A 12,388-nucleotide genomic window follows, 5' to 3' on the forward strand; every position below is an offset into this window, starting at 1 on the left:
TAAAAATACCCCATCTCCGCATGGCGGAAACGGGGCACTTTCAGGATTTTGTCTGTGAACTTACGCCTCAACTTCGAGATGGTAATCAGACGCATGCGTCCGGTCTTCACCTTGATTTACCTTGATGGCGTTGAAGATGACGCTCAGTACTACCGTAACAATGATGTTCAAAATTACAGCCCAAATTGCAGCATAGGCCGCGTAAACGTGGCCGAACAGGTGCAGAGCGTAAGTGGTAGACTTGTAACCTGTCGTCCCCCACATATAGATCCCGTAGATAATACCCACAGCCCATCCAATTAACAGGGCCCTCCGGTGGAACCAGCGCGTGTAAAGACCGAAAATCAGTGCCGGCAAGGTCTGCAGTACCAATATGCCGCCAACCTGTTGCATGGCGATAGCGTATTGTTGCGGGAACCCAAGAATGAAGACGAGTGCGCCGACTTTGACCACCAAGGAGACAAACTTCGCTACACTGGCTTCATGTTTGTTGCTGGCGTTCTTTTTAAAGTAGGTTCGGTAGATATTGCGTGTAAACAGGTTCGAAGCCGCGATGGACATGATGGCCGCAGGAACCAACGCGCCAATGGCAATCGCTGCAAATCCAAATCCAGCAAACCAGGCTGGAAACTCTTTGAGGAACAACAGCGGTACCGCTGCAGAGGTGGCCTTGGTATGAATACCTGCTGCGAGTGCCATAAAACCGAGCAGTGCAATGATACCGAGTGCAAATGAGTACGCCGGTAATAAAGCCATGTTTCGTTTCACGACCTTGCGGCTGCTCGCACTAAAAACACCTGTCATTGCATGTGGATACAAGAAAAGGGCGAGTGCGGACCCAAAAGCCAAGGTAGCGTACGGCATGAACAGCTTTGGCGAAGCTACGAAAGCGCCGGGAGGTTTATGCGTTGCAAGAGCGGCCTGTGCTGCAGTGAAGATGTGACCAAATCCACCAAGCTTTACGGGAATGATGATGATGGCAGCGATGACGGTAATGTAGATCATCAGGTCTTTTACAACAGCAATCATGGCAGGAGCACGCAAACCACTAGTATAGGTATATAGTGCCAGAATGATAAAGGCAATAATCAATGGCCAGTCACCGCCGAGCCCCATCGCAGCAAGGACCGCTTGCATACCGGTGAGCTGAAGCGCAATATACGGCATGGTTGCGACAATGCCTGTAACAGCTATAGCAAGCGCCAGTGATTTAGAACCAAACCGACCCTCGACAAAATCGGCAGCGGTTACATAACCGTGCTTCTTTGCAACAGACCAAAAACGCGGCAGAATCATAAAGAAAATTGGATATACGACAATGGTGTAAGGGACTGCGTAAAATCCCAGTGCACCTGCGCCATACATGAGAGCGGGTACAGCGATAAACGTGTAAGCAGTGTAAAGGTCACCACCGACGAGAAACCAGGTCACTATGGTGCCGAAGCGCCGTCCGGCAAGTCCCCATTCCTCAATGTGGTTGAGGTCTCCCTGACGCCACTTGGCAGCCACAAATCCGAGAACCGTAACCAACAGGAAGAAAATGATAAATACAGAAAGCGCACTCCAATTCATGAGGTTCCCAATCCTCCTTCATAAGGTTGTTTTTAATTCTCTTTGAGTGCCAGATACATGATGGAGGTCAGAATTGCACTGATAATAACCCACATCATTTGATACCAGTAGAAGAACGGAATCCCCCATAGCTTCGGATTGACCGAAGAGTACATCGACGGGAAGAGTGTGCCAATGAGTGGAACCAAGACGAGGAGGTACCACCAACGGCTGCCTTTCTTCTTCGCTGCGCTGTCTTCCAAGGTTATATCCCCTTTCGTATAATCAAAATTGTTGAATAAATACGATTCTATAGAAGGATTGATTCTTGTCAACGAAATTTATCGAGAAATCTAATAAACCCATTAAATTTTGCAGTGAAGGACATCTGGCCACTCATCTGCGCATTGTTTTACAGCTTTTCAGCGATTTTCGTTTGATTTCCATACGGACAGTGTAGTTGACGGAGCTCGCAAATCGATGATACGTTCATTCACTAGGTCAAACTAGCTGGAGAGGAGTCTCAACCAAATGGGAAGTCGTTCAAAGGACGGAAGGCGCGGGCTTCTGTGGGGAATGGGGCTTGGAGGATTTTTAGTCAACGCCGACAATCGAGCGATTGCCCCGATGCTGCCTGCGATGGCGCTTGCCTTACATGTCAGCACAGCCACGGCTGCACTTCTGGTGAGTGCATATTCCATTCCGTATGGGCTGTTTCAACTGGTCTATGGCCCGCTCGCAGACCGTATTGGAAAGGTCAAAACGATTTTGATTGCCATGGGACTGTTCGCAATTGGGACCGTCATTTGTGGTTTTGTTCATACTTTTGCGTGGTTGCTCCTGTTTCGGTTTCTGACTGGAATGTTTGCTGCAGGAATTATCCCGACCACGCTCGCGCAGATTGGTGATCTGTTTGAATTGACGGATCGTCCGCGTGCAATTGCCTTTTTTATGTCCCTGTCGACTTCCGGTCAAGCACTAGGGATTGTGATAGGCGGGTTGCTCGCCCAGTTTCTCAGCTACCGCTACCTGTTTATGATCATTGGGGTTGCTGCACTCCCTACACTCCTCGGGCTTCTGCGGCAAAAAAACAGTAACCAGCAACTCACTGACCTGAGCATGCCCGACGAGCGGCTGAGTGGGGCGGCAAACGATTCTGTCGGTCAGCGGCCGCGTGCCAGTTTGCGGTTGCGTTATCGACAACTTTTTTCTGGGCAAAGGTCTTGGCTCATTTACGGACTGGTTTTGTTTGAAGGATTTGTCTTTTTCGCTGGTTTTACGTTCCTTGGTGTCTATGGTGTATCGTTGCTTCATCTCTCGTATCTGGTCGTTGGGCTTTTGACGGCAACCTACAGTGTCGGCGCGTTCATTGGCAGTCGTACTATCTCTGTGGTCCTTCGCCACTTGGATACCCGTTTCATGCCGGTGGCCGGTGCTGGGCTGATGACTCTGGCTTTTGCGATTGTATGGAGTTGGCGCAGCAGCATCGGACTCACCATCGCCTTTGTACTCCTCGGGTATGGTTTCAGCTACTGCCATTCAACACTTCAGACGTACGCGACCGACCTTCTGCCTGGAGCACGAGGTACCGCGATGTCCGTGTTCGCCTTCTCATTGTTTATGGGGAGCGGCCTCGGACCCATGGCCGGAGGGGCCATCTTTGGCAGTTTTGGTTTGGGGCCAATGCTTGGTGCTGTCACGATTGCCATGGCTGTATTTGCTGTGCTTACGACACTTTTGATTCGCCAACCGCTGCACGAAGCTGTGATAAGTTCGGAAAACTCACTGCAGTCGTAATCAAATGGGGCTGTCGCTCAGACAGCCCCATTCGTCGTCCTGATAGATCCTCATTCACTGAGCTGCTTTGTCAACCTTGTTCCCGTAAAACACCGTTCACGTGGGTCTGTTGAGAAGAAACCCTGTCCCGCCGTTTGCGCACAAAGGGATATAGAATCAGTCCCACAACCAGCATGCCGACACCAAATAAAAAAGTCTTCATATCAGATGTCCCCGCTTTAATCACCCAAAGCGAGTACAGGGTACCGAGTGCAGCAATGATGCCATCGGTCACTCGACCTTTGCCATTTTCGTAGGTTTCGCCTGAGATGACAAGCTTCAGCTGATAGATGGCGGATACTGCGTAAGGAACAAGATACGACAGGGTTGCGACCAACATGACAAAGTTGAAAGCATTGTTAATGGTGTTCGAAATGACAGAGAAGATAAACAGTTGAGACAAAGAGTTTGTAATGGTGAGGGCCCAAACGGGAACCCCTTTTCGATTGGCCTTACCGAACACTGGTGGGAAAAGCCCTTGCTTCGCAGCTTGGTGCGGTGCCTCCGCACTCAAGAAGATCCAGCCAATGGTGGTCCCGGCGAGCGAAACCAAATCGAATCCTGCCATGACGTAACTTGCAGAAGGTCCGACCACCTTCATCAACGCGTCAACTAAAGGCTTGTCCGCATTCACCAGTTCGTGTTGGTTCAGACTTCCCATTACCAAAAGCGTAATTCCTATATAAATGATGACGCTGATAATGAGACCGAGAACGGTCGCTCGTTTCACGTCTTTTTGATTCTTGGCGCGTGCGGAGAACATGATGGCAGATTCAATTCCAACGAAAGCCCACAGGGTTGTTACAGCTGCATTGTTGATCTGACCAAGCAACCCGACATGCACACCATTGCTGTCAAGACGCGGTTGAATGAGCGGGAGCATGTTGGATTTCTCAAAGGCAAACAATGTGAAGCAGATGAAAATGAGGAATCCGATGACCTTCGCTGCAGTAGCGACAAAGTTCATTTTGCCAGTCTCTTCGATGCCGCGCAGAATCAAGCTGTGCGTTAACCAGAGCAGCGCCGAGCAAACCAGGAAGGAGATGAAGCTGCCCACCTTAACTGGGTAGTTTGCGATGGTAAACAGGTTTGCAGAGCTGGTCATAATCGGAAAGAAGGTTGACAAGTAACTGACAAAGGTCGTTAAGATGGCAACGTTACCGGCTACATTGGCTGCCCAATAGCCCCAAGCAACGATGTACCCCGCTAACGTAGACGACTGCGAATTTTCCCGAAACAGTGACTTTGCGTACATCTGTACCCCGCCGCTCAGCTCAGGCTTGCGAATGGCCAGATTTCCAAAGACCAAGGCAAGCATCAGAACACCGGCGCCTGTCAGCAGCCATGCTGAGAGAACGCCTGCGGGACCAGCGACTTGTGCGAGAGACCGAGGGAGCATAAAAATACCAGATCCGACCATGTTCCCGACGACAAGAGCCGTCAGTAACCATAGTCCCAGGTTGCTGCCCTTACCAATGCTGCTTTTCATGATGTCATCCTCCTTGAGTTCGCGAAGGCGTGGGCATACAAAAATACCAACGAATGATATTTTTTGAGCCGCGGTTCACTTTACAACAACCGTTTGCACAGTGCAATACGTTTCAACGTTAATAGGATAAAGTGCGTGAACAATGATTGGAAATCGAGGTTGTACACAGGAAAAATCCCTTTATGGAGGCTTTTAACAGGGGAATTGAGTCATTCCTTTCATGTTCTCCCAACCGAAAATAACATATTACGAAATAGGTTGATCTTTCAGAAAAGTGGATCTTATAATGAACCTACTATTTCGATGGGTCGACCGTCGACGGTCGACTGCAACCTGAACAGCCTGTCTAATATCGGAAATAGAAATCCGCTGCAGATGGGCACTTCATGGATGGGTCACCTGATGTAATGAAGGGGAGAGTACCGTTGGACACGATACATCGATCACAACCACTCTCTGAACAAGTGTACAGGTACGTTCGTGATTCGATACTCTCTGGTCAGATGCAATCCGGTGAAAAAATTGTTGAGACAAAATTGGCGAATCACCTGCAGGTCAGTCGAAGTCCTGTGCGAGAGGCGATGAAACTGCTGATCAATGAACAACTGGTGGTTGATCAGGACGGGGCATTATATGTTTTTCAGCCCACGGTTCACGACTTGTATGAGCTCTATGACCTTCGACTTGCGCTGGAGCCGATGGCGACGCGAAAGGCCGCGGAGAATGCCTGCATCAGAGACCATGGAAAGGGTCTCGAAAAGGACGCGACACACCACCTGTCTATCCTTGAGGCGAACATTCATCAGACACGTCAGACGCTTGAAAACAGGGATTTCAACAGGTTGCTTTCATTAAACTCAGAGTTCCATCACACCGTCTGGGTCATGTCAAATAACACAAGATTTGTAAGAATTCTCGAGCAAGTATCTGACCTGATTCAGTACTACTGCTTACTCGTCCTGAACATAAACAATCGACAGACCAATATTCTGCAGGAACACATCGCAGTCTATCAGGCCATGAAGGAGGGTGATCCGGTACGAGCACAAGCAGCGATGTTTGACCACATCAAAAAGGATTTAAATGTTATCGAATCCCAAACGCTGTTGTCTCTAACGTGAAATCAACGGGGTCGCCGGTAGTGGGAGAGGAAACTGAGCAAATGATCGCAGAGGGGGAAAAAGGATTGAAGACAGCACTGAAAAGAGCACGTACAAGTGTTATGGCTGCTGCAGTGTTAATTGCAATGGGTGCGCTGACCGCATGTGGAGGAGCAACCAGTTCGAGTAACAATTCAAGTGGAGGGACCACGGGGAACAGCGGTGCGACAAATCAGACCACGAGTTCAACTTCTTCGTCCAGCACGCTGAACATTGGGTTGCAAGCCGATCCGCCGACACTCGACCCGATGCTCTCTACAGCTTTGGTTGACCGCCAAATCATGCTTAATATTTACGACACGCTGGTTGCACTCCAACCAAACGGATCGTATGGGCCGGGCCTCGCGAAGAAATGGAATGTCTCATCTAACGGCTTGACAGTGACGCTGGACTTGCAGACGGGTGTCAAATTCCAGGATGGCACTGACTTCAACGCTGCTGCTGTGAAGTTTAACCTCAAGCGCTATATGCAGCCCGATTCAGCAAGAAAAGCACAGCTCAGTGATATCACATCGATTGATACACCGGACAGCAACACAGTCGTGCTCCACCTGAAAAAACCCTTCAGTCCTTTGATTGGCATCCTGTCAGGGCGTTCCGGCATGATGGTGTCCCCAACTGCAGTACAGAAGGAGGGGGCAAATTACGCAAACCAGCCAGTTGGAACCGGCCCATACAAGTTCAAAGACCGGGTCAAGGGTGACCATCTTACACTCGTTGCCAACGATAACTACTGGCAAGGTGCCCCGTCAATTCAAAAGGTCGTCTACAAGATCTTCACCGATCCAAACGTAGAATTGACCAATTTGGAGAGCGGAGCCGTGCAACTGATCGATTCAGTACCAGCATCACAGCTGAGTTCGATTAAGGCAAATTCAAACTACGTTGTCTCGAATACAGCCGGTCTTGGCTATCAGGGATTCTATCTGAATACGTCCCAAGCACCATTCAACAACCAGTACTTGCGTGAAGCTGTCGATGCGGCCATCAACCGTCAGGCAATTGTTAACGTGGTCTTCAAGGGCGAGGCATCGCCTGGGTGGAGCCCGTTTAGTCCGGCTTCGCCAGTTTATGATCCAAAGGTAGACACTCCTCCTGCACCTAATAATGCATTGGTCAAGAAGTATCTGCAGGAAGGCGGTCACCCAACGGGATTCAGCTTTACTTTCCAAACTGCGTCGGATCCTATCTCGGGTCAGGTTGCCCAGTTGATTCAAGGAATGCTGGCTCAGGATGGCATTCAGATGAAGATTCAGCAGTTGGAGTTTGGAACCTTATTGTCTAACAACACCGACCATAACTTCCAGGCATCAGCACTCGGTTGGTCGGGACGTGTCGACCCAGACCAGGATTCCTACAACTTCTGGCACACGGGTGCGCCAGACAACGGATCAAACTTTAGCGATCCGGTGGTAGACAACCTTCTCCAACAAGCACGCACAGTATCCAGCATGTCCCAACGCAAGCAACTCTACGACCAATTCATGGTTGAGATGCACAAACAAGATCCTTACATCTTCTTGTACTATCCAAACAACGTCTATGCATACTCGAAAAACCTTCAAGGATTCCAAGCGTATCCCGACGGGGTATTCCGCCTTCGTGAATTGTCACTGTCATAAAGCTGAGACTTACGGCGCCAACAAGAATAGATTTCGTCATGTGGAGCATGGCCGCCTTGCATGCAGGAAGGCATGCAGAGGCGGCTTGTCCCACTTTCTGAGCCAGCCAAGTTCCAGCAAGAAGGGGGTCTAAGCGTTCATGGCATACGTGGCAAAGCGCATTATCATTATGATTCCGGTACTTTTCTTTCTCAGCGTTATGGTATTTAGTCTCATCCACCTGATTCCGGGCGATCCCGCTCAGATTATTCTTGGCCAGGATGCCACTCCGCAGTCGTTAGCGGCACTGCGCGCACAATTGGGCCTCAATCAGCCTTTGCCCATGCAGTATATTCACTGGCTGGGGATGATCTTACAAGGCAACTTGGGATACTCTCTGCTCGACCACACCCCGGTTTCTACGTTGATTATGCAACGTCTCCCAGTCACCGTAGAACTGGCGATTGGAACCGTCATTGTTGCGTTTTTAATCTCGTTTCCACTCGGCATTCTTGCAGCGGTCAAGCGGGACAAGTGGGAGGACTTTACAGCGTTAATCGCTTCCACCATCGGGCTGTCGGTACCCCCGTTTTGGATCGGTATTTTGTTTTTGCTGTTTTTTACGGTCAAAATCCATCTGTTCCCTTCCTCCGGCTATGTGCCGATTTGGAAGAACCCTGGCCAAAATCTATCCGTGATGATTTTACCGATGGTTGCCACAGGGATCCGCGAGGCAGCAGTGCTGTTGCGGATGCTTCGTTCCAGTTTGCTGGATGTGATTGACCACGATTTTGTTCGCACAGCTCGGGCAAAAGGTCTGCGTGGATGGACTGTGATTGTTCGCCATGCTCTTAAAAACGCGATGATTCCGGTGATTACGACAGGAGGTCTGCAGATAGCGGGACTGCTTGGCGGCCTGGTCATCACCGAAGAGATATTCTCCCTGCCGGGGTTTGGCTCCCTGCTTGTAAATTCCGTGTTTAGCCGCGACTACACCACTGTGCAGGCCTGTGCCTTGATTGCTGCATTGCTTGTTGTGGTCGTGAATCTGTTGGTCGACTTGGTGTACGGGCTGATGGACCCGCGGATCCGCTTGCAAAGGGGGAAGTCCTAAGATGGCACTCGCGAGCGGGATCGAGAACAGTCCGAAACCACAGAAGGCAGTTCGAAAGAGAAATCGCTGGTATGCTCTGTGGAGAAATCGACCTCTCATCATTGGCGGCGGCGTAGTTTTGATTGTATTGTTGGCGGCCATCTTTGCACCACTCCTAAGCCCGTATGGCCCAAATGCAATCGACACGAACGGTATCCTGCAAGCGCCAAGCGCGCACCATTGGTTAGGTACCGATGAACTGGGGCGAGATGAATACGCCCGCATTCTAATGGGTGCCAGAACATCTATGGTGGTGTCGTTGGGGGCACTCATCGTCGGTCTGGTGATTGGCGTGCCGGTCGGACTTGTCTCCGGGTTCTACCGGGGTTTCGTGGATGACTGGATTATCATGCGCATTGTGGACGCGATGCAGGCTTTCCCGTTTTTAATATTGGCACTGGTACTTGCAGCGATGTTGGGCCCTGGGGAACGGAATGCTATGATAGCTATTGGTGTCGGCTACGTGCCAATCTTTGTCCGTATTGTTCGCGGGCAAGTGCTCGGAGAACTTGAGAAGGAGTTTATCAGTGCCGCGCGTATGATAGGTGCGAGTGACTGGCGGATCATGTGGAAACACATTCTGCCCAATACGCTCACACCACTGATTGTGCAAACCACGCTGGCGATGGCAAGTGGTATTGTCGCCGAGGCAAGCTTAAGTTACCTTGGTCTGGGTGTTCAGCCGCCGACATCAAGTTGGGGTACAATGCTGCATGACGCACAGGGTTACATGGGTCAAGCCACATGGTTGGCACTTGCACCTGGTTTTGCGATTGCGATCGCTGTACTTGGGTTTAATCTCCTAGGGGATGGACTACAGCGGTGGCTTGATCCACGACGGCGCAACTAGGTTTGATTTGGGAGAGGAGACCAGCCTGATGAACTTTGATGCATGGAATTATCCTTACGCTTCACGCAGAACCGTCGTTTATGCAAATCGCGGCATGGTGGCGACTGGGCACCCTCTCGCGGCACAAGCGGGGTTGTCCGTTCTCGCTCAGGGGGGCAATGCGATTGATGCTGCCGTTGCGACGGCTGCTGCCTTAACTGTCGTGGAGCCGACTGCTAACGGAATTGGCGCAGACGCGTTTGCTCTCGTCTGGGTGAAGGGAAAGCTGCATGGCCTGAATTCAAGCGGGCCTTCTGCTGCAGGGATCTCCATTGAAGCTGTAAAAGAGGCTGGCCATAGTGAGATGCCGACATTCGGCTGGACACCAGTCACAGTGCCGGGTGCACCGGCGGCTTGGGCTGAGCTAGTTGCGAAATTCGGTAAGCTGCCGCTCACCAAAGTCCTTGCGCCAGCGATTGAATTGGCGGAGGAGGGGCATGCTGTGGCCCCAACGGTGGCCCGCGGCTGGCAAGCATCGGCCAAACGGTTCGCTGAGATGTTTCACGGTGAAGAGTACCAAGGCTGGTTTGATACATTCGCACAGGATGGGAAAGGTCCCAATCCAGGAGATGTCGTACGACTTCGCGATCACGCTCGGACCCTTCAGGCGATCGCAGAAACAGATGCCCGTGCGTTTTATGAAGGGGAGCTGGCAGAGCGGATTGACGCCCATGCCCGCAAACACGGAGGCTATCTCAGATTGTCCGATCTCGCTTCCTTTCACCCGGAATGGGTCGATCCGATCTCCGTTAACTATCGGGGTTATGACGTTTGGGAGATTCCGCCCAACGGACAGGGTATCGTCGCTCTGATGGCACTCAATATTATTTCTGGCTATGATTTTACCGACCGTGAAACCTATCAAACCTACCACAGGCAAATCGAGGCGATTAAGCTCGCCTTTGCGGATGGAAAACACTATGTGACGGATCCGCGTTCCATGCGTGTTTCGAGCAAAGACCTGCTGTCTGCAGAGTTTGCCGCAGAGCGCCGAAAACTGATTACAGACACAGCGCTTCTCCCTGAACCAGGGAAACTTCCGAGCAGCGGTACAGTTTACTTGGCGACCGCAGACGGTGAAGGAAACATGGTCTCATTTATTCAAAGTAACTACATGGGATTCGGATCCGGGATTGTGGTGCCAGGCACAGGAATCGGACTGCAGAACCGCGGACATACGTTCTCGCTTGACCCGAATCACGTGAACGCCCTTGCACCTGGCAAAAAGACCTACCATACGATTATCCCAGGATTCCTCACAAAGGGCACAGAAGCTGTAGGTCCGTTTGGCGTGATGGGCGGTTTCATGCAACCGCAGGGCCACTTGCAAGTCGTGTCGAATATGTTGGACTTCCATATGAACCCGCAAGCAGCGCTCGATGCGCCGCGGTGGCAGTGGATGGATGGAAAACATGTCGTGTTGGAACGGGGAGTGCCTGCGCATATCGCTGAACAGTTAGCTCGGATGGGTCATCAGATCCAAATTGCCAACGAGGGCGGAAGTTTTGGGCGTGGACAGATCATTGTACGGATGCCAAACGGTAGTCTCGCCGGAGGTACGGAACCGCGAACGGACGGCCATATCGCCGCCTGGTAAGAGATATAGAGATATCTTGTTAGAGATATAAGGATAGTTAGCTGCGCTCGGAATCCGAGGTCTTATTCTCGTTTTGTGACGGATAAGCCTTGGAATCCGAGCTTTTTGTCGAAGTCAGGAAACGTGGTTGTGGATTCGGGTGGATCCGGAAGGAATCAGGTGGATGATTCAGCAGAGCACCCGTCAGCTGAGGAGCACGCTCCTGACCACACTTCACCCTGCATTCCAGAACTTGCACGAAAGCGTGATGTCCGGCAAACTGAGTACGAATCACCCAGTCAATTCGCTGTTGGATGTAAGCAAGAAGACATCCAGAACAGCAGGAAAGTGAGGTGGATTTGGGCGAACGGTTTCTACTGAAGGCTGTACAATAGAATACCTACCAGAATACCCACCAGAATACCTGCCTATATTCGCACCCATATTGCGAGTATGTAATTATGCAGCGGTTTATCTAAACCTTCAGGTAGTTCGCGAATCCTTCATGAGTGTTCGAAATCAAGAAATTCCTGTTGTATTCCCCTTGTCTGAGGTGCACTTTCGAAAACCCCGCCTGGAAGACGGAACGGCTGTGTGGGAACTTGTACGTGACACACAGGTTCTTGACCTCAATTCTTCGTATTGTTACCTCATGCTCTCTTCATACTTTCAGGAAACATGTATGATTGCGGAACGACATGGCCAAGTCATTGGTTTTGTATCCGGTTTTATCCCGGAGAATCGGTCACAGACGCTGTTTATCTGGCAGGTCGCCGTAGCAAAAAGCACACGGGGACTGGGGATCGGTACATCGATGTTAGAGAAACTTCTCAACCGACCCGTATGTCAGGATGTACATTATGTCGAGACCACAGTTTCCCCGAGCAACGCGCCGTCTCAAGCCATGTTCCAGCGGCTTGCGAGAGACCTTGCAACAGAACTAAAGGTGACAGGCGTAATGGGGACAGAGTTGTTTCCTAGGAACAACCACGAACCCGAACGAATTTTCCGCATCGGCCCTTTCCGTTCATAACAAGACCAACGAGAAACGGATCAAGAGGTACGCAAACTGGGCAGCGCGATCATGGCATTGGCCCGTAGTTAAAGTTTGTCTGCTGACTATGTAATAAATT

The 12,388-nt window shown here is 50.8% G+C and carries 10 protein-coding genes; 7 read left to right on the forward strand and 3 right to left on the reverse strand.

The window, feature by feature from the left end:
* Positions 1 to 60: 60 nt before the first annotated feature.
* Both mctP and AN477_RS25385 read right to left on the reverse strand, forming a co-directional pair.
* Positions 61 to 1,572, reverse strand: a complete 1,512-nt coding sequence (gene mctP / locus AN477_RS06170) for a monocarboxylate uptake permease MctP (RefSeq protein WP_054968296.1) — start codon at positions 1,570 to 1,572, stop codon at positions 61 to 63.
* 32 nt (positions 1,573 to 1,604) lie between these two features.
* Positions 1,605 to 1,814, reverse strand: coding sequence for a DUF3311 domain-containing protein (locus AN477_RS25385; protein ID WP_054968297.1), 210 nt, complete (start codon positions 1,812 to 1,814; stop codon positions 1,605 to 1,607).
* 268 nt (positions 1,815 to 2,082) lie between these two features.
* Here AN477_RS25385 and AN477_RS06180 point away from each other — a divergent pair, with 268 nt between their 5' ends.
* The gene (locus AN477_RS06180; protein WP_054968298.1) at positions 2,083 to 3,348 is read left to right on the forward strand and encodes an MFS transporter; all 1,266 of its coding nucleotides are present in this window, start codon (positions 2,083 to 2,085) and stop codon (positions 3,346 to 3,348) included.
* Between the two features lie 70 nt (positions 3,349 to 3,418).
* Here AN477_RS06180 and AN477_RS06185 read toward each other — a convergent pair whose 3' ends face one another.
* The gene (locus AN477_RS06185; RefSeq protein ID WP_054968299.1) at positions 3,419 to 4,876 is read right to left on the reverse strand and encodes an amino acid permease; all 1,458 of its coding nucleotides are present in this window, start codon (positions 4,874 to 4,876) and stop codon (positions 3,419 to 3,421) included.
* Positions 4,877 to 5,301: 425 nt separating this feature from the next.
* Between AN477_RS06185 and AN477_RS06190 the strand changes: the two genes are divergently transcribed.
* The 6 genes from AN477_RS06190 to ectA all read left to right on the forward strand — a co-directional run bounded on the left by AN477_RS06190 (position 5,302) and on the right by ectA (position 12,288).
* Positions 5,302 to 5,997 (forward strand): GntR family transcriptional regulator, encoded by a 696-nt coding sequence (locus AN477_RS06190; protein ID WP_054968300.1) that lies wholly within the window; start codon positions 5,302 to 5,304, stop codon positions 5,995 to 5,997.
* A gap of 65 nt (positions 5,998 to 6,062) precedes the next feature.
* Positions 6,063 to 7,658: an ABC transporter substrate-binding protein gene (locus AN477_RS06195; RefSeq protein WP_169787852.1), complete on the forward strand. Its 1,596-nt coding sequence runs from the start codon at positions 6,063 to 6,065 to the stop codon at positions 7,656 to 7,658.
* Positions 7,659 to 7,797: 139 nt separating this feature from the next.
* Positions 7,798 to 8,751 carry an ABC transporter permease gene (locus AN477_RS06200; RefSeq protein WP_054968302.1) on the forward strand — a complete coding sequence of 318 codons (954 nt, stop codon included), beginning with the start codon at positions 7,798 to 7,800 and terminating at the stop codon, positions 8,749 to 8,751.
* 1 nt (position 8,752) lies between these two features.
* Positions 8,753 to 9,640 (forward strand): ABC transporter permease, encoded by an 888-nt coding sequence (locus AN477_RS06205; protein WP_083486013.1) that lies wholly within the window; start codon positions 8,753 to 8,755, stop codon positions 9,638 to 9,640.
* 28 nt (positions 9,641 to 9,668) lie between these two features.
* On the forward strand, positions 9,669 to 11,276 hold the full coding sequence (locus AN477_RS06210; protein ID WP_245631738.1) for a gamma-glutamyltransferase family protein: 1,608 nt from the start codon (positions 9,669 to 9,671) through the stop codon (positions 11,274 to 11,276).
* A 484-nt stretch (positions 11,277 to 11,760) separates the two neighbouring features.
* Positions 11,761 to 12,288, forward strand: coding sequence for a diaminobutyrate acetyltransferase (gene ectA / locus AN477_RS06220; protein WP_054968304.1), 528 nt, complete (start codon positions 11,761 to 11,763; stop codon positions 12,286 to 12,288).
* Positions 12,289 to 12,388: the final 100 nt, after the last annotated feature.

Origin of the sequence: Paenalicyclobacillus ferrooxydans, from assembly GCF_001399675.1 — a bacterium.
GTDB lineage: Bacteria > Bacillota > Bacilli > Alicyclobacillales > Alicyclobacillaceae > Alicyclobacillus_B > Alicyclobacillus_B ferrooxydans.

Excerpts from the sequence above, each read along its gene's own strand:
- mctP (WP_054968296.1), bottom strand. The coding sequence starts at position 1,572 with ATGAATTGGAGTGCGCTTTCTGTATTTATCATTTTCTTCCTGTTGGTT.
- AN477_RS06180 (WP_054968298.1), top strand. The coding sequence starts at position 2,083 with ATGGGAAGTCGTTCAAAGGACGGAAGGCGCGGGCTTCTGTGGGGAATG.
- AN477_RS06185 (WP_054968299.1), bottom strand. The coding sequence starts at position 4,876 with ATGAAAAGCAGCATTGGTAAGGGCAGCAACCTGGGACTATGGTTACTG.
- AN477_RS06200 (WP_054968302.1), top strand. The coding sequence starts at position 7,798 with ATGGCATACGTGGCAAAGCGCATTATCATTATGATTCCGGTACTTTTC.
- AN477_RS06205 (WP_083486013.1), top strand. The coding sequence starts at position 8,753 with ATGGCACTCGCGAGCGGGATCGAGAACAGTCCGAAACCACAGAAGGCA.
- AN477_RS06210 (WP_245631738.1), top strand. The coding sequence starts at position 9,669 with ATGAACTTTGATGCATGGAATTATCCTTACGCTTCACGCAGAACCGTC.
- ectA (WP_054968304.1), top strand. The coding sequence starts at position 11,761 with ATGAGTGTTCGAAATCAAGAAATTCCTGTTGTATTCCCCTTGTCTGAG.